A 19,306-nucleotide genomic window follows, 5' to 3' on the forward strand; every position below is an offset into this window, starting at 1 on the left:
TAGTAGTCATTACCAAATTTTCGTTAATAATGGCAATATCTACTGATAACAAAAAGTTCAATGAGCCAATCAATATCTTTGAACATATCCCCGAAGTGATGACGCTTAAATTGCAGAAGCCTATATTACATCATACCATCTTTTGGTTAATCTACTTTGTTTTGAACGGATTGAGATGGGGAAGCTACTATGATGACTACACTTACTCTTTCCAATCTAATATAATAGGTTTTGCGATTCATATCCCCCTTACGTACTATCACGCGTATTATTTACTTCCAAAATTCATCCCTTCGAAGAAATATATCCTTTATTTACTAAATCTCTCAGGTGCTTTAGTGGTAATGATGTACGCCAAAGTGTTCCTTACTCAGCAGTTTTTATTGCCCGTTTGGCCTGAAGCAGGAACGCAAGCAGAGATTTTTAGTGTCAATCATGTAGTCGCTATTATTACTGGTGAATTGTATGTATTAGGTATCACTACCTCTATTGCTCTAACGAGAAATTGGATCATTAATCAGAAACGTACGCGTGAATTGGAAAAACAGAATATGATGACTGAATTAAATTTATTGAAGTCACAAATTCAACCTCACTTCCTTTTCAATACTTTAAATAATATCTACTCTCTCACTCTTGACAAAAGTGACGATGCGCCAGATGCCGTTATTAAACTTTCAGAATTGATGAGCTATATGCTTTATCAAAAAGAAGCCAGAGTATTACTTTCAGATGAGATGTATTATATGCAAAATTATCTTGATCTTGAAAAATTACGTTTCGGAGATCGACTTCATCTCACCTTTGAGATTGAGGGAGATGATGATGGCGTCAGAGTTCCGCAGTTGTTATTATTGCCATTTATTGAAAACACCTTTAAACATGGCACTAAGAATAAATTAAATGAAATTGATATCTCACTTCACTTGAAGATTTCACAAGATTTTATCACATTTGAAGTAGAAAATCCTAACATTGACCAAACACCTCTACCGTTTAATCTCACTACTGATACAGAAAATAAACCTAAAACCGGTGGATTTGGACTTGAAAACGCTAGAAGAAGATTAGGTTTGCTATATGGTGAACGTTATTCTTTGGATATTAACGATGGGGAGAAGATTTTTAAAGTAACACTTAAAATTCCAAGAGATGAGCAAAATAAAATGCCTAATCATTGATGATGAACCTTTGGCTATAAAGGTGATTGAAAACTACTTGTTGCGTCTCAATGAATTTGAAATTGTGGCGAAATGCGAAAGTGCCATTGAAGCCTTCAATATATTACAAAATAACAAAGTTGATCTTCTGTTTTTAGATATAAACATGCCAATGCTTACAGGTATTGACTTTGTAAAATCATTAGAACAGAAACCAGAAGTTATACTTACTACCGCACACAGAGAATACGCTTTAGAAGGGTTTGAAATCTCTGCTTTAGATTATTTATTAAAGCCGATCTCATTTCAACGTTTCTTGAAAGCGGCCAATAAGGCTTCTCAATTTATACATACCAAGGAGGCTGCCAAAGCTCCAACAAAATCGGTGGTTTCTACTCCAACGTCTTCTTCTACTACAACTGACGACGAGCGTTTTATTTTCCTGAAAGTTGAAAAGAAAATGTTGAAGGTATTCTTAGACGATATCATTTATATGGAAAGTCTGAAAGATTACTTAAGAATATATACTAAGGAAAAAGAAATGGTAGTGCATTACACGCTGACTAAAATATTGGAAAACTTACCTGAGGATGAATTTATAAGAATTCATAGGTCTTATGCGATCTCACTGAAAAAAGTCAATGCTATAGAGGGAAATCAAGTGGAACTAAAAAATGGTAAAATGCTTCCAATTGGTCGTCTTTATCAACAAACTGTGAAAGATACCATTTATAGTAAAGGTATAATGCCGAATTCTTAATTAAACGACTCCAAGATGTTTACTTTCAAACCTGCCACTCAAAAGAAATACAAACACCCCCTTGTTCTGATTCATGGAGCATTGTTTAACGGTGAAGCTTGGAGGGGTAATTTTTTGGATTATTTTGCCGCTTTAGGGTATGATACTTATGCAATCCACCTCAGCGGGCACGGACAAAATGAAAGTAAACTCTTTTTAAATCTTTACGGTTTAGACCAATACACTGAAGATGTCATACAGCTCATTACTTCTTTGGAAGAAAAACCCATACTGATAGGACATTCTATGGGAGGACTTGTGACACAGTTGGTAGGTCAAAAAGTAAAACTACAAGCAGCCGTTTTATTGGCAGCTGTTCCTCCTTTTGGCGTCTTTAGAGCAATGTCAGAATTTTTCCTCACGGATCCTTTTAGTTGGGGTAAGTTTGCTGCATCTGCTTTATTTCCTTTCGGAAAATATATTGAAACCACTCCTCCAGAAGGAATTTATACTACACTCCCATCATTAGAAATACGTCAGCATGTTAATAAAAATATGCAACGGGAGTCTATTAGAGCACTGTTAGAAATGATGTGGAGAGACTTTGAAATTGACGCTTCTAAAATCAGTTTCCCCATGGCACATGTTGGTTTTCGTGATGATAAAATTATCTTTCCTGAGGATGTTGAGAAAACAGCTCAATTTTACGAGACAGAAGCTAAAATATTTGAAAACCGAGCACATGCATTCATGTTTGAACCCAATTGGAAAGAAGTTGGAGAATACGTACAAGAATGGCTTCAAGAAAATGCCTTGTACTAATTCATCATCACTTCTAACCCATTGTAATAGTTCACAATCTTAATCAGATCATCCTTGTTTTTATATTGAAGGTTTAGCTTTCTCATATATTCATTCATCTCCTCCTGCTTACCATCGAAAACCTTCATAAAAGCTTTCCTTTTGACATTCAAATCATAAATGTTTTTGCCTTCAATAAGCAAGTAAAGCCTTTCTTTCAGTTTATAGCTATAATAGATTTCGTCTTGTCTACCTCCTCTAAGATCATGTACGTTATTTTCTAATTCCCTTCTTCTTTCAGGATCAAAATGAGAATTAGTTCTATGAATCGTTTTCAATAAATAGGGATAAGCAATAATACCTATTTTCCCCTCCACGATTGTTTCATAAATACCTATAGCAGGATGTTCATCTCTATAGTAGCGTTCGGCATTGACAAAGTGATGCTCCGTTTCAACTTTTTGATCAGATTCGTCTACAGTATGAGCTATAAAATCAAACGCATCAATTTCATGTTGCTCAAAGATCAAAACTGTTGTGTCTTTCATTCCTTCTCCACCATAAAACTCAATATCTTCAACTTGTAATACTTCCACTTGATCTCTTTCAAGGTCATAAAGTAAAGATACATCCTTAAAAGTGGTTCCGTCCTTCAAGGCTAGGTTACCAATTTCCCATTCTGAATGATAAAATACCATGCTGTCTCTCTCATTTAGAGCTTGATTTTCTAAATCTTTGGTGGCGGCATGAATCATGTCATTCTTCTTCTTTTTATCTTTTTTCTGAGCAAAAAGAAGGGAACTTGATACTAAAAATAACAATGTTAAATAAGAGAATCTGTACATTTTTGAATTTAGTCTTGGTTTTCATTTCATCCTCACATCCATTTTATCAAATGGCGTCTTCACATTATTAATATACTGAAGTTAGGGAAGAAAGCAAGTTTTTTGACACAAAAAAAGAGGTTGAACTATGTAATAGAACAACCCCTTCAAACACGTTTATCTTTAATGCGTAACGTAACGCCTAATTTCTAATTAGTATGATTTAGAGATTTCGATGAAGTCTCTAGCTACTAATGAAGCACCACCGATCAAACCACCGTCAACGTCAGGTTGAGCGAATAATTCAGGAGCGTTGCTTGGCTTAGCAGAACCACCATATAAGATAGAAGTAGCATCAGCAACCTCTTGACCGTATTTAGCAGCAACCATATCACGGATATCTTTGTGCATTTCTTGTGCTTGTGCAGATGAAGCTGTTTTACCAGTACCGATCGCCCAAACTGGCTCGTATGCTAAAACTACTTTACCGAAGTCCTCAGCAGAAAGGTGGAATAAACCTTCTGACAATTGCTTCTCTACAACTTCTTTTTGAGTACCTGCTTCACGCTCCTCTAATACCTCACCGATACAGAAGATAGGCAACATACCGTTAGCGATTACCGCATCAGTTTTAGTAGCCAATGTAGCATTTGACTCACCAAAATACTCACGACGCTCAGAGTGACCCAAGATTACGTAATCAATACCATAAGAAGCTAATTGCGCTGCAGAAATTTCTCCTGTATAAGCACCTTTTGGCTCTGTGTAGCAGTTTTGAGCACCAACAAATACATTAGCAGTATCACCAACTAATGATTTTACTTTGCTTAAATGAATGAAAGGAGTACACATGATAACTTTAACGTCTGACGGAGTCTCGTCTTTTGCGATATTCACTACTTCTGATGCTAAAGATTCAGCGTCTTCCTTAAGAAGATTCATTTTCCAGTTACCTGCAACAATTTTTTGTCTCATGATGTAAATTTTCTTTTATAAGATGAATTTTTTAATCAGTTGCGAATATACGTACCTACATCTTATTTTGAAAATGAGTTTCGTCATACTCAGTTAGTAAGCTCATAAAATAATATCACCAATTTATTATTTGTTTTTAAGCTAAATACCTTCAAAAAATTATTATTTCTCCCAATTTTCTAAAATGAAGTTTTCACTTATGATAAAATTTAGAGTTTAACCCTAAAATAATCTAAAATCCAGGCATTTTCTTCAATATTTCCTGCCCAAATTTCGAAGAAAATTCAAAAGTGAAGGAATTATAATGAACAACTTCCTCTATTTTTCCATATTATGGAAAAATTGTTTCATTTTGAAACTTAAAAATATGCCAAAAAACATAAAATAAATCAATATAAACTGATTTACAGATAGTTAACTTATTTTCAACTTTATGGCACAGTAAGTGAATAAGTATTAATGGGTAAAGAAACATAGGTTAGTCACCTATTGTATGGCATGATACACCAGTAACATTAACCAGCTGTGGAAAGACACTTGAAATATTTCAAGTGTTTTTTTTGTCTATACTTTAGTAGACAAAAAAAGCCATCTAAAAGATGGCCCATTTTGTTATATAATCTAACTACTGTCTATACTACTTTTTCATTCTATCTACTTATAAAAACGAAAGACAGTAGAGTTCGATTTATAGAATCCTATCATAAAGTATCAAAATTTAACTTTTTTAGTTTGTTATCAAACAAACTAAACACTCAGTTTTCCTTAATTAACATAATTGCTTTTATGAAGGATAAATGGTAGTGTATTATGGTTCGTGAAGACGTTGCAGTGCAACTTCCCTACAACACTGCGTTTTAAAAGATAATTATAAACCCTTTTATCTGTAATCAGGCAATCATTTAGTAGTATCTAAATCGGCCTTGAAGGGAAAAGCGTGAAGAATTTCATGGATTGAGCCGTTAAAAATGATTTTGCTATTTGAGCGCAGTGAGTTTAAAATCATTTAGGTGAAAGGAATGGAATTTAGCTTTTAACTTCTAAGCCTTGAATTTTTTGCTTCTTTTTGCTTCAAGGCAAAAACGAAGAAGAAGGGAGCTTGAAAGTAGATGCTATAAATGCTTGTAGAAAGATGTATTGAAAGCTAACGACAACTGAGTTTACAACACATCTAAACATTAAAAAAGGCTTTACTTAAAAAGTAAAACCTAATTACATCTCTTTGTTGTCTAATTTATAATCCAATTCAAATATTTTGTGTTGATGTCACTCGTACTATTAAAACACAACGGAGTAAGTAAAGGTTCATTTCGATTTTATTATTTTAAAAAATAACAAAACACTGACCATTACTTACAAAATAGTTTGATTCATAAAACAACTATTTCAAATCTAGAGTGCTCTATTATAGAAGTAAAATAATAGTCTGAAGGCGAATAGGAACATTTTTTAACTACTAACCTATTCCAAAAAATATCTTTTTGTTACTTTACTCACATGAACAAGTTTGTATCAAAAAAACTTCAATTACGAGAATTGATAAAAATGGCATTAATTACTTCACCAATTATTGCCATATACACGATCAGCCCAATGGTGATGCATATAGTATCAATTCCTTCTCTCGAAAAAAGTCTGACCACACTAAATCATTTCAACCTCATGAAAGCTCTAATTGGGGTGTCAATTGTCATTCTTATGCTGTGGCTGTTAAATATCTGGCTCTTTCATTTTTTAGATGATCAACTTAACAGAAAGATCAATAAGAATTTGAAGTATTTATTTTCGTTTTCTATCGTATTTATTTTTTTCATTCTTCTTAAAGAAAAAAGAGCACAGCACAATACCATCGACTTTGGAGTATTTGGTTACTATCCTTTAATAATGACCACTGCCAATAATACTTTCATTTTAATTCTCTATCGACTAATTACCGGCAAGCATGAAAACGCTCAATTAGAATTGGATAAAACGCGTTTGGAGTTAGCACAATACGTTACACAACAAGAGCAATTGAAAAATAAAATTCATCCTCATTTTATTTTTAATGCATTAAATACGCTCAAATTGTTAATCAAAAAGGAACAAAAAGCCGCGGAAGATTACCTTGTACGTTTATCATCACATTTAAGGTTTTCTATTACAGAAGCAGCTAAAGACCAAGCCTTAATAAAAAATGAACTGGAATTCTGTCAAAATTACATTGAACTACAAAAGGTTCGATTTGCCAATTCTATTCAATTTGAGCATCTTCTTCCAACTGAAGTTATCAATAATGAATTTCTTCCAGTGGTTACATTACAATCTTTAGCCGAAAATGCCATAAAGCATAATGCATTTACTCGAAACAATCCTCTCATTATACAAATTCAACAAAATGAGAATGGATCTATTACATTTCGAAATAACCTGATTCCAAAAAGAAATAATGAAACCACTACAGGTACAGGCTTGAATAACCTAAAGAAAAGATTCAAACTACTAGGAAATGATGAACCCGTAGTCCTCCATAATGTCAAAGACAAACAATTTGAAGTCACTTTTAACACCCTTAAAAAATGAAGATTGTAATCATTGAAGATGAATATTTAATGGCCGATGAATTGGAATCATTGATCTTGGAATATGGTTCTGATAACAGTGTAGAAGCAAAGCTTACAACCATTGATGAGTCTATTGAATACCTCAAAAACAACCCTATGCCTGACCTCTTTTTTTCAGACATACAACTTCCTGATGGTTTGAGTTTTGAGATCTTTCAAGAAATAAAATGTGAGGTTCCTATTGTGTTTTGTACGGCATATGATGAATATGCTTTGGAGGCTTTTAAGGTCAATGGAATTGATTATATCTTAAAACCATTTGATAATATCATCATCTCTGAAACGTTGCAGAAGGTCAATAGGATGGTCAAAAGCAACGCTCATAACACAACGGATTTTACAACTGTAATTGAGGAGCTATCGGGAGAAACGAAAAAGAAAATCAAAAAAAACATTCTCATTTTTAAGGGTGAAAAAATCATTCCTGTCAAAACTCATCAAATTGCTTTGATTCACCTATATTCTAGTGTGACATATATTCACACTTTCGATGGAGAAAAATACACTACCGATCAGTCTTTAGACAACCTTGAATCTTGTTTGAATGAAGATTTTTATAGAATCAATCGACAATTTTTAGTCAATCGAAATGCCATTCATCACGTCTCAAAATATTTTGCCAGAAAACTTTTAGTAGAAACTCAAGTGAATATTCCAGAGGACATCATTGTTAGTAAGGCCAAGGCCAGTGACTTTTTGAGGTGGTTGCAAGATTAATAACATCTTAAAAAATGCTGCCCGTTTAAAGTTTAAAATTGCCCGTTTGACCTCTTTTTTTATGACGTTCGCTCATTAGGAAGTTAATATTTGTATGAAATTAAAAACTTAATTTTAACATGAATATTAATTCTTTCTTGACTCTCATCTTACTTCTTATCTCTTCTTATTCATTTGGCCAAACAAAATACACCCTGAGTGGCCAGATTAAAGATGCTTCAAATGGTGAAGACCTGCCATTTGCTACGATAACAGTAAAAGAACAAAAAGGTGTTGGCGTAACGGCCAATACGTATGGGTATTATTCTTTGAGTTTACCCGCAGGAAACTATACGGTGATCTATCAATACATTGGGTACAATGTCATCGAAAAATCAATCGAATTAAATCAGAATATCAACATTTCACTTGAGTTATCACCTTCTGCTCAAAGCCTTGAAGAAGTTGTAGTAACCGCTGAAAGAGAAGATCGAAACATTACTTCCAACGAAGGAAGTGTGACCAAGATCGATACAAAATCCATCAGAGAATTACCTACTTTTGGAGGTGAAGTTGATATCATTAAAGTAATGCAAACCCAGCCCGGTGTAAAATCTTCTGGTGAAGGAGGTTCAGGCTTTTATGTACGTGGTGGTGGGCTTGACCAAAATTTAGTGCTTTTAGATGAAGCTCCTGTCTATAATCCCTCCCACCTATTGGGTTTTTTCTCTGTTTTTAATGGTGATGCCATTAAAGGCGCTACCATGTACAAAGGTGGAATGATGCCCGAATACGGCGGTAGAACTTCCTCTGTATTGGACATTAGAATGAAAGACGGGAATGCCAAAGAGTATAGTGTTGCAGGTGGAATCGGTACTATTGCATCGAGACTGACAGTAGAAGGCCCTATCGTAAAAGACAAAGGATCATTTATGATTTCCGGTAGAAGAACTTACGCTGATATATTTTTAGGGCTATCCAACGACCCTAGCTTCAGTAATTCGAATCTCTATTTTTATGACCTCAATTTAAAGGCAAACTATAGAATTTCTGAAAAAGACAGAATCTTCATTTCGGGGTACTTCGGGCAAGATAAATTAGGAATGGATGGATCTGTCAATATGGATTATGGAAATGCGACAGGTACAATGCGTTGGAATCATGTTTTCAACAGTAAGTTATTTTCAAACACTTCATTTATTTACAGTAATTATAACTACGAATTTGGGTTTGGTGCTGATGAAGATCAAATTAGTTTAGAATCTGTCATCAAAGACATCAATATCAAACAAGACTTCTCTTATTATGCGTCAACAAAGCATACCATTAAGTTCGGTTTTAATGCCATCCATCATACCATTGAACCTGGCAATCTTTCAGCAGGTGCCAATACAGGTGTAAATTCTAAAGATTCTGAAAAGAAGTATGGTATTGAAGGTGCTTTGTACATTCAGGATGAATTCAAAGTATCTGACCGCTTTAGTTTGAAATACGGCCTGCGCTATTCTCTATTCCAAGGAATTGGAACAGGTACCGAATACGAATACAATGATAAAGGAGAAGTAATTGGTACCAAAAAGTATGATGATGGGGAACCAATGCAATACTTTGGCGGTTTTGAACCCCGTCTTTCTGCTAATTATATTATTAATACTAAAAGCTCTGTAAAATTAGGTTATAACAAGAACTACCAATATTTACATATGCTCAGTAATTCTACGTCTTCTTCTCCAACGGATACTTGGATTATGAGTTCCAATAATGTGAAACCGCAAGAAGCTGAGCAAATCTCATTGGGTTATTTTAGAAACTTCAAAGAAAACACCTTTGAAACTTCCGTAGAAGCTTATTACAAAGACATGCGCAATGTCATTGACTATAAAACGGGAGCGAATGTTTTTCTAAATGAACAACTCGAAGGCGATTTAGTGTATGGTAAAGGCAGAGCATATGGTATAGAGTTTATGATCAAGAAAAACAAAGGTAGACTTACCGGATGGCTAGGTTATACTCTTGCCCGCTCTGAAAAGCAATTTGATGAGATTAATAATGGGCAGTGGTTTGCCGCAAGACAAGATAGAATCCATGATATTAACCTTGTTGCGGTTTATAAGATCAATCCAAAATTAACCCTTTCAGGAAACTTCGTCTACTATACTGGAGATGCTGTCACTTTCCCTTCAGGAAGGTATGAAGTAGACGGAAAAGTAGTGCCTTACTATACAGAAAGAAATGGTTATCGAATGCCTGATTATCACCGTTTAGACCTAGCACTTACTTGGATTAGAAAGAAAACAGACAAGTTTGAATCGAGTTGGAATTTCTCTCTTTACAATGTCTATGGAAGAGAAAATGCCTATACGATCAGCTTTGTCCCAAGTGAAGAGGACCCAAACAAAACGGAAGCTTTACAGGTCGCATTATTCAAATGGGTACCTTCAGTGACTTACAATTTTAAATTTTAAAACGACTGCTTAGTTATGAGATCTATACAATTTATTCTTGCTGTAATTACGGTTGCTTTTCTGGTTACAGCTTGTGAAAAAGTAATTGATGTTGATTTAAAGGATGCCACTCCAAAAATTGTAATTGAGGCTGTATTAATGAAAGGAGAAAATGTTTTTGAAGTGAAAATTTCCAAAACAGCACCTTATTTTGATAATTCACCCTCAGAAAAAATTGATAACGCTGACGTTACTTTAACCTACTTAGACCGTTCTGTCACTATTCCTAATACTGGAAATGGGAGTTACACTCTTCCTATTAACGCTATTATTAATACAGAATACCACTTGGAAGTGAATGTGGAAGATGAGGTTTACAATGCATCTACTACCATGCTGGACAAAGTCCTTATAGATAGTATTTATTCTGAATACGAAGAAGGATTTGGCCCAAGGGAATCAGGGTATTATGTCTATGTCAAATATACTGACCCAGGTGATATTGAAAACTTCTACCGACTAACACATGATGTTAATGGTGAATATCAAAACACGGAAGATGATCTCAGAGTATTTAATGATGTGAGAAATAACGGTAATCAACCAAGAGTATCATTAGGTTTTAAAGTATTTGAGGAGGGTGACGTTGTAGATGTAAAACTCATTCATTTTGATGAGGCATCTTATGATTATTTCAGTTCACTCAATGACATCATTGGTGGCAGTGGAGGTGGTCCCAGTGGAGGAGCTGCTGCACCAGGAAACCCATTGTCCAATTGGTCAAATGATGCTTTAGGCTATTTTTCAGCTTATAATTATGATTCTGCAAGCATTATTATAGGCCAATAAAAATCAATATCTATCTTCTAAAAAGTGAGGAATAGTGATTTCAGTTGTTTTCTTTAGTTTAAGTCACCTGAAGGTTATTTCTCACTTTTTTTCATTCTTACAATAGCGTAAAGAGGTCCCAATGCTAATAGTAAAAATAAGAGCCTGACTTCAAGAATACTTTGTAAAAAAGTCAGTAACTGAATACTCACAATTGTGATGGCAAAACCAATACAATTCACTATTGTCAGTGCTGTACCTTTTAATTCTATGGGAGCGTTTTGAGCAACAAGAGTAGAAAAGAGTGGAGAATCAGCAATTACAAACATTCCCCATAATACCAAGAAAGTGACAAAAACAACAGAGGAATCAATGCTTAAAAATAAAGGAGAAAGCAAACAACATAAACCCGATAAAGTCAAGGATAGATAAGCGGTTTTCTTCACACCAATCCTTTGTGAAACAAAACCTCCGATGACACATGATAAACTGCCTACTGCAATGATAAAAAAGGAAAGTAGGGGAATATTGATATGACTCGCATCGTGCAGTTTTTGATAATACTTTAATATAATAGGAACAAAAGCCCAAAATGTATAGAGTTCCCACATATGGCCAAAATATCCCATGGCCGACTCACGAAAAGCAGGTTTCTTAAAAATATCTTTTATCGCATAAAAACTAAAAGTAGAAGATGGCTTTCTAAATGGCCCATCAGGAACAAACAGAACGATAAGAAATGCTCCAATTGTTGCTAAAACAGAAGTTGTAATAATCACATATTTCCATGGTAGCACGCCTGTAATCACTTTCAGCAAATGTGGGAAAGCGGTACCTAATACTAATGCTCCGACTAAAAAGGAAAGCGACTTTCCGAGCCCCTTTTCAAAATAATCTGCCGCTATTTTCATTCCGACAGGATAAACACCTGAAAGAAAAAAACCTGTTAAGAACCTGAAAAACAATAGTGAACGGAAGGTATTTCCTTCCCATATAATCCCGATATTGAATAAGGCCCCTAATAATGCACTCACAAAAAATACTTTAGAAGGCGAAAACCGATCAGTAATCATCAAAACTGCAAACGTGAGTGTTCCTATGATAAAACCAAACTGAACGATAGATGTCAGAGATCCCAATGCTGAGTCAGATAAGGATAGACTTTCTACTAAATCAGCCATCACTGCATTGCCTGCAAACCATAATGAAGTACAACAAAACTGAGAGATGACAATAAGTGGTAGCGTAAGTTTATTTTTCATGAAGTGTTTGTTATTGTAGTTGTAAAAGTTGAAATGAAAGTAACATTTGAATCTAAACCTTTATAGACTTAAAAACAAAAAAGGTCATCCATAGGACCACCTCTTTCATTTTCTTTAATCTAACTACTGTCTATACTACGTTTTTATCATTTTATCTACAGCTTGTTTAACGTTGGTGTTTAGAGACGATATTGATAAAATATGACTATTAACTACCAAAAACTGTTTCTTCAGAGCATTCAATTGAACAGCAATGATTAAAAACAAAAAAAGAGGCCTTCATTCACTTTCGTGAAGAAAACCTCTTCTATATTTTAAATACTAACTAACGTAGCTGCAATGATCAACTACTTTGTTAATTATTTTACTTCTTCGAAGTCAACGTCAGTAACGTCATCAGCGTCGTTACCACCTTGTTGTGCACCACCTTGAGCAGCGTTAGGATCAGCACCAGCTGCACCTGCAGCGTCACCACCTGTAGCTTGGTACATCTCTTGTGAAGCCGCTTGCCATGCCGCATTTAATGCGTCTAAAGCAGGTTGGATCTTGTCAAGATCTTGAGCAGCGTGAGCTTCTTTCAAGTCTTTCAATGCTGCCTCGATAGCAGTTTTGTTACCTTCAGAAAGCTTATCACCATACTCTTTTAATTGCTTCTCAGATTGGAATACCATTGAGTCTGCTTCGTTTAATTTCTCAGCACGCTCTTTAGTAGCCTTATCTGCGTCAGCGTTAGCAGCTGCTTCGTCTTTCATTCTTTGGATTTCCTCCTCAGTTAAACCTGAAGAAGCCTCAATCTTGATTGACTGCTCTTTACCAGTTGCTTTATCTTTTGCTGATACACTTACGATACCGTTCGCATCAATATCAAAAGTTACTTCGATTTGAGGTACACCTCTTGGTGCTGGAGGAATATCGTTCAATTGGAAACGACCTAATGTTTTGTTACCAGCTACTACAGGTCTCTCACCTTGAAGTACGTGAATATCTACTGACGGTTGGTTGTCCGCAGCTGTAGAGAATACTTGTGACTTCTTCGTAGGGATTGTTGTGTTAGACTCGATTAATTTAGTCATTACACCACCCATAGTTTCGATACCTAAAGAAAGTGGAGTTACGTCTAATAAAAGAACGTCTTTTACTTCACCTGTTAATACACCACCTTGGATTGCAGCACCAATTGCAACAACCTCATCAGGGTTAACACCTTTAGAAGGTTTTTTACCGAAGAATTTCTCAACTTCTTCTTGTACTTTAGGGATACGAGTAGAACCACCAACTAAGATTACTTCGTCGATATCTGAAGTAGATAAGTCAGCATCTTGTAATGCTTTACGACAAGGTTCTAATGATCTTTGTACTAAAGAATCAGCTAAACGTTCGAAATCAGAACGAGATAATTCTTTCATTAAGTGTTGAGGTACACCGTCTACTGGAGTGATGTATGGCAAGTTGATGTCAGTTTTAGCACCTGCAGAAAGCTCAATTTTTGCTTTTTCAGCTGCTTCTTTCAAACGTTGTAATGCCATTGGGTCTTTACGAAGATCGATTGTTGGGTGATCTTTCATAAATTCTTCCGCTAACCAGTCAATGATTACTTTATCGAAGTCATCACCACCAAGGTGAGTATCACCGTTAGTTGATAATACTTCAAATACACCGTCACCTAATTCTAAGATTGAAATATCGAAAGTACCACCACCAAGGTCAAATACTGCGATTTTCTTATCTTGATTTGCTTTATCTAAACCGTAAGCTAATGCTGCAGCAGTTGGCTCGTTTACAATACGAGAAACTTTTAAACCTGCAATTTCACCTGCTTCTTTAGTTGCTTGACGCTCTGCGTCGTTGAAGTATGCTGGTACAGTAATTACCGCCTCAGTTACTTCAGTTCCTAAGTAATCCTCAGCAGTTTTCTTCATTTTTTGAAGTGTAATTGCTGAAATTTCTTGTGGAGAATATTCTTTATCACCAATTTTAATTCTTGGTGTATTGTTAGCACCTTGAACAACATCATATGCCATTTGAGATATCTCATTACCAGCATCTGAATATTGCTTACCCATGAAACGTTTCACGGATGCGATAGTATTTTTTGGGTTTGTAATTGCTTGACGTTTGGCTGGGTCACCTACCTTACGCTCTCCGTCTTGTAAAAATGCTACGATAGAAGGAGTAGTTCTTTTACCTTCTGCGTTTTCAATAACAACTGGCTCGTTACCTTCCATTACGGAAACACATGAGTTTGTTGTTCCTAAATCAATACCAATGATTTTTCCCATGATCTATATTTAAATTTTATATCTTAATTCAATTTTTAATGCCCTGTTTTTCAACAAAGACACTTTCTACTAGACAATGTATATGCCAATTGAATTTTGCAGACATTTTGACAGAAATCATGGAAATAGGTCTGACAAAAAATATTAAAAAGCAGAATTTTAATGACGAATACTGTCAAAATATGCAGTATTTCTACTGATAACGCCTATTTCACCGTGCCAAAGTACAATTAAAAAGCACAATACCCATTTGAATATTGTGCTTTGGTCTAACTGGTTGAATTAAAATTATCCTACAAACTGTTGCTTAATCATGCCGATAAACTCTTCATCAGACATTTTCTTTCTATTATCTAATAAGAAGTGAGCATCTTCTCCCGCTCTATAACGTAATTGGTCTGTGCCATCAGTAGATGCTGTATAAATTACATCTGCCACCACTGAAGCAGATGATGCTTGCTTCATTGCATCACCCCATCCATTCATTAATGATGCAATGATTGGCTGATATTCCTCTAGACCTTCTGCCTGTTGGAAATCAAATGATCGTCCACCAAAATCTGTATTAATAGCTCCTGGCTCTACAATTTTTACTTTTACTCCTATTTCACCTAATTCAAAACTTAATGCTTCAGAAATTCCTTCTACAGCGAACTTCGTTCCGTGATATAAACTACCCAATGGGAATGTCATTTTTCCTCCAATAGAAGATACATTGATAATCATACCTTCTTTATTTTCTCTAAAATGAGGTAAAACTGCTCTAGTTACATCCAACAATCCTACTACATTCGTATTGAACTGTCTTACGATATTTTCTCTTGGAAAGGCTTCTAATGGACCATATGCACCATAACCTGCATTGTTTAATAAAACATCAATCTTTCCAAAATGACTAATCGTTGATTGTACTGCATTTTCGATTGTTGAGAGATCTAATACATCTAATTTTTCTACTTTGACACCTTCTAATTGCGTTAGTTCCTCTTCTTTCTCAGGAGTTCTCATAGTAGCCACAACATTCCACCCTTTACTGTGAAATAATTTTGCTGTTTCCTTACCAATACCGCTACTTGCTCCTGTGATTAATATTGTCTTTTTCATCTGACTAAAATTACTTAGGGTTATAAATGAGTTAAATGAATTGTGCTCGTTTCCAATGACTTGCTCAACGATCACATTACAAATATGACAGTTACTCTTTACTTGCTTTAACACATATCAAGGAATGAAAAACACGAATCGCAGATATTGTTTTTCACTAAAGAAAAAAGGTTATTTCCTCATAGAGAAAATAACCTAACAAAATAAATAATTCAGAGTACATCCTCCCGAGAGCGAGAGGAGAATTTTTTAATTTAGTATTGTTGATCGATATTGTTGAGGTGTCTTTCCAGTTTTCTGCTTGAACAGCCTTCCGAAATAATGAGGATAATTAAAGCCTAATGAATAGGCAATTCCACTTATTGAATCAGAAGAGTTTACAAGCATACTTTTGGCCTTGTCAATAATAAAATCATTGATATGATCTTTTGCTGATCGGCCTGTTTCTTTTGCTAACAAATCACTAAGGTAACTTGCAGATATAAAGCACTGATCGGCCAAATATTGAATTGTTGGCTGTCCAGACTCTACTAGCTCATTTTTTTTATAATAGTCCTTTAATAGCACTTCCACCTTAGAAACAATATCTGTATTCTGTGCTGACCGAGTATTAAACTGTCTTTCATAAAATCTTAAACTATAGTTTAATAATAACTCAAGGTTTGATACTAATACTTGTTGTGTATGATTATCAATTCTTTCTCCTATTTCTGATTGCAATAAATTGGCTATTTGAGTCAACGTCTCTTGCTCTTTTACAGAAAGGTGTAAAGCTTCATGAACCTCGTAGTTAAAAAAGTTATAGTCATCAATCTTCTGCCCCAAAGCTGTATTTCTAATTAAATCGGGGTGAAAATAAATCATCCACCCTTTCACTTCTCCTAACTTTTGAGCTTTTCGAACGGAAAGAACCTGATCTGGTGCTGTGAAAATCAAAACGCCTTCATTAAAATCATAATGATTACGACCATAATCCAAACCACAGCTTTTATCTTTTAAAGCAATGCAATACATATCAGAAGAATATTTCATCCCAATTCGTTCTTCACCATACGCCAACTCCTCGGTGCTTAAAATTGTGATCAATGGATGTTGAGTATTCTTCATTCCGAAACAAGCGGCCAACTCATCGATTGATTTTGAATGGATTATATTTTGACTCATAACTTTATTCTTTCTTCAAAAGTATGGAATGAAAAAATAAAAGTTTAACACAAAACGCAGATATTTAATTATTTATCATAGGTGCTATTCTTTTGAGATAGAGAGAAAAATAAATACTTTCTTTTTCACGGTTCTTCAAATCTTCATGAACTTTTTGTAGTATTTCAAAAGCAGAGGACTGAATAAAGAAATCATTCGGGTTAATCTTGGCTGTTGACCCTGCTTTAAAACTATCATTTCCAATAGCATAATCTGATTCTCCCTGACTAAGTGCTAAAAGGTTAAGTATAAAGCTATTTTGAAGCGTTAAATTATTTTTTGAGGCTATAATCCTTTTATCAAAAAGCGTTTTATACATCAACATCAAATAATCTGATGACTTAAATTTCTGATTATTCACCTCCAATCGTTTCAAAAACTTTTGCTGCATAATCTGATCAAGAGCCGTAACATTTAATTCAATTATAATATCCTCTTGATTCCCAACCTTCTGATTAATTTCTTCATTCAACAACCACGAATTATTGATTATAGATTCTAAATACCAAAGTAAAGATTCTTCTTGCAACTTTTCATTTACGGTTACCTCAAAAGGTTTTGCTTCCGCATTTACACCAAAATAAACATAATGCCCTCCAATATTGGCTGCTACATGCTTGACATAACGTAAATATTGTTTTTGAATTTCTTTATAAATACGCATCATATAATCTGTCCCTTTATTGGGCTTTAATGTCCATTCCGGAAGATGATTCACAATGAATTTTAAATTATTAATACCATACTGACTTGCTTTCAATGGATTATTCCCAAGGCTTTCACTTTGAGCTGAAGGGTCTTCTGAAATACCTTTAGTATAAGTTACAAATCGGTAAACAGGATCTCCCGAATGATCTGTAATCCACTGATTTAAAATATCATACTCTGTTTTTTCAGTAGTATTAGGAATTAGCTGATACCCCCACTTGATACTAAATTTGTCAAATGCTCCTACACCTTCAGTGGTTGTTTTTACACTTGGATCATCTCCTATTTGTTTTACGTAATTGTATCTGGCATAATCCATTATTGAGGGAGTTAACCCATTCTCTGATGTAAATGTAGGATTTCTAAGATCTTCTACATCATAAGCAAATGAAGATCTCATATTATGCTCCAATCCCAAACAGTGCCCAATTTCATGAGCAGCCGCAAAACGTATTAGCTTACCCATTAATGCTTCATCATAAATTTCTTTTCGGGCATCTGCTTCAGTAGCTCCACATTGTATAAAATACCAATCATGAAGAATCTCAATAATATTGTTATAAAATGCTACTTCTGCTTGTATGATCTCCCCTGATCTTGGATCAACCCTTCTTAATCCCATTGCATTTGCTTTATCTTTTATGATATATCTAAAAACATTGATTCTCTGATCTGCTAAATTAAAATCAGGATCATTGGGAATATCTTTCGCCACAATAGCATTTTTAAAGCCTATCTCCTCAAATGCCTCTTGCCAATCTTCAATACCAGTCTTTATATATTTTCGCCATTGTACGGGAATTGCATCATCCAAGTAAAATACGATTGGATTTTGAGGTTCAACCAATTGCCCCTTAAAATAGGCTTCTCTATCTTCTACTTTTGGTTGAATATTAAAACGGGTGATATAGTTTGTACCCTTTTGTGCCCTGCCATCTGCATAGTAAGTATTGACTGACTTTTTATAATAATTCATTCGTCTATCAAAAACTCTCCCTCTCATTGGTTCTTCTGGTAATAGCACAATTGAGCGATTAATGATAGCAGCAAATGGCATTACTTTATTTGCATAATTGACCCTAGACTGAATCTGAATACTACTTTTATCTCCTTGGATTTTCATAAAGCAACCAGCCTCCTTCATGAGGGTCCCCGGCTTTCCAGCACTTGCAAAAGGTGTTATTTTACTGATTTCTTTTGAGAAAAAATCAGTAACATCAATGACTATATTTTGATTTGTTGGGTTAATAGTAATAATAGGAAACACTTTTAATGTAGGAACAATCGCATTTTTTTCTATTGCTCTTTGAATTCCTTCATCATTACTCTCATTAATTCCATACCATGAAGGCTGTTGTAATAATAGTTTTTCATTGTCTTTTTCAAAATGTAAGACAATGGGGTCTCTTCTCATTTCTCCTGCATAAGCCTTTTTCGGATCACTCACTTCCAATATTCTGGTTGATAACATAAATGGAGTTCCCATAAAATCTTCTGAGAGTTCAAAATACAGTTTTCCCTCATTGGATAAGTGCACTGTAAAAGGCCCATGTGTAGTTTCAGTTTCTGAATTTACGACACTCTGATATGGTTTCAACTTTCCAAAAACAAAAGCAGGTATCAAAAATAAAATTAGAAAAGAGGTGTATTTCATAATGTTTTTAGCTTAAAAACTAAATA

14 protein-coding genes are annotated in these 19,306 nt (G+C 34.7%); 7 read left to right on the forward strand and 7 right to left on the reverse strand.

The window, feature by feature from the left end:
- The first annotated feature begins 29 nt into the window (after positions 1-29).
- Genes IC221_RS09420 through IC221_RS09430 form a run of 3 tightly spaced genes read left to right on the forward strand, consistent with a single transcriptional unit; the run spans position 30 to position 2,721 of the window.
- Positions 30-1,181 carry a sensor histidine kinase gene (locus IC221_RS09420; RefSeq protein WP_188168736.1) on the forward strand — a complete coding sequence of 384 codons (1,152 nt, stop codon included), beginning with the start codon at positions 30-32 and terminating at the stop codon, positions 1,179-1,181.
- Complete coding sequence (locus IC221_RS09425) at positions 1,153-1,920, forward strand: LytTR family DNA-binding domain-containing protein (protein ID WP_044204458.1); 768 nt, start codon at positions 1,153-1,155, stop codon at positions 1,918-1,920. Before IC221_RS09420 ends, IC221_RS09425 begins: the two co-directional genes overlap by 29 nt.
- Before the next feature lie 15 nt (positions 1,921-1,935).
- Positions 1,936-2,721: an alpha/beta hydrolase gene (locus tag IC221_RS09430; protein WP_188168737.1), complete on the forward strand. Its 786-nt coding sequence runs from the start codon at positions 1,936-1,938 to the stop codon at positions 2,719-2,721.
- On the opposite strand, the gene IC221_RS09435 is transcribed toward IC221_RS09430, so the two are convergent.
- Both IC221_RS09435 and tpiA read right to left on the reverse strand, forming a co-directional pair.
- The gene (locus tag IC221_RS09435; RefSeq protein WP_188168738.1) at positions 2,718-3,545 is read right to left on the reverse strand and encodes a hypothetical protein; all 828 of its coding nucleotides are present in this window, start codon (positions 3,543-3,545) and stop codon (positions 2,718-2,720) included. The genes IC221_RS09430 and IC221_RS09435 overlap by 4 nt on opposite strands.
- A 192-nt stretch (positions 3,546-3,737) precedes the next feature.
- Positions 3,738-4,499, reverse strand: a complete 762-nt coding sequence (gene tpiA / locus IC221_RS09440) for a triose-phosphate isomerase (protein WP_188168739.1) — start codon at positions 4,497-4,499, stop codon at positions 3,738-3,740.
- Between the two features lie 1,545 nt (positions 4,500-6,044).
- Here tpiA and IC221_RS09445 point away from each other — a divergent pair.
- From IC221_RS09445 to IC221_RS09460, 4 genes are all read left to right on the forward strand, one after another.
- Positions 6,045-7,061, forward strand: coding sequence for a sensor histidine kinase (locus IC221_RS09445; RefSeq protein ID WP_188168740.1), 1,017 nt, complete (start codon positions 6,045-6,047; stop codon positions 7,059-7,061).
- A complete protein-coding gene (locus IC221_RS09450; RefSeq protein ID WP_188168741.1) occupies positions 7,058-7,819 on the forward strand; it encodes a LytTR family DNA-binding domain-containing protein in 762 nt (253 codons plus the stop codon). Before IC221_RS09445 ends, IC221_RS09450 begins: the two co-directional genes overlap by 4 nt.
- 119 nt (positions 7,820-7,938) lie before the next feature.
- Entirely contained in the window at positions 7,939-10,263 is a 2,325-nt protein-coding gene (locus tag IC221_RS09455) for a TonB-dependent receptor (RefSeq protein WP_188168742.1), read from the forward strand.
- A gap of 15 nt (positions 10,264-10,278) precedes the next feature.
- Complete coding sequence (locus tag IC221_RS09460; protein WP_188168743.1) at positions 10,279-11,091, forward strand: DUF4249 domain-containing protein; 813 nt, start codon at positions 10,279-10,281, stop codon at positions 11,089-11,091.
- A gap of 74 nt (positions 11,092-11,165) precedes the next feature.
- On the opposite strand, the gene IC221_RS09465 is transcribed toward IC221_RS09460, so the two are convergent.
- The 5 genes from IC221_RS09465 to IC221_RS09485 form a co-directional block, all read right to left on the reverse strand.
- Positions 11,166-12,332, reverse strand: a complete 1,167-nt coding sequence (locus tag IC221_RS09465) for a nitrate/nitrite transporter (protein WP_188168744.1) — start codon at positions 12,330-12,332, stop codon at positions 11,166-11,168.
- A 359-nt stretch (positions 12,333-12,691) separates the two neighbouring features.
- Positions 12,692-14,611, reverse strand: a complete 1,920-nt coding sequence (dnaK, locus tag IC221_RS09470; protein WP_044204482.1) for a molecular chaperone DnaK — start codon at positions 14,609-14,611, stop codon at positions 12,692-12,694.
- A 288-nt stretch (positions 14,612-14,899) separates the two neighbouring features.
- Positions 14,900-15,715: an SDR family oxidoreductase gene (locus IC221_RS09475; RefSeq protein ID WP_188168745.1), complete on the reverse strand. Its 816-nt coding sequence runs from the start codon at positions 15,713-15,715 to the stop codon at positions 14,900-14,902.
- Between the two features lie 249 nt (positions 15,716-15,964).
- A complete protein-coding gene (locus IC221_RS09480; RefSeq protein WP_188168746.1) occupies positions 15,965-16,879 on the reverse strand; it encodes an AraC family transcriptional regulator in 915 nt (304 codons plus the stop codon).
- Between the two features lie 64 nt (positions 16,880-16,943).
- Entirely contained in the window at positions 16,944-19,280 is a 2,337-nt protein-coding gene (locus IC221_RS09485) for a zinc-dependent metalloprotease (RefSeq protein WP_188168747.1), read from the reverse strand.
- Between the last annotated feature and the right edge of the window lie 26 nt (positions 19,281-19,306).

This window comes from Flammeovirga sp. EKP202, assembly GCF_014534745.1.
Taxonomy (GTDB): Bacteria; Bacteroidota; Bacteroidia; order Cytophagales; family Flammeovirgaceae; genus Flammeovirga.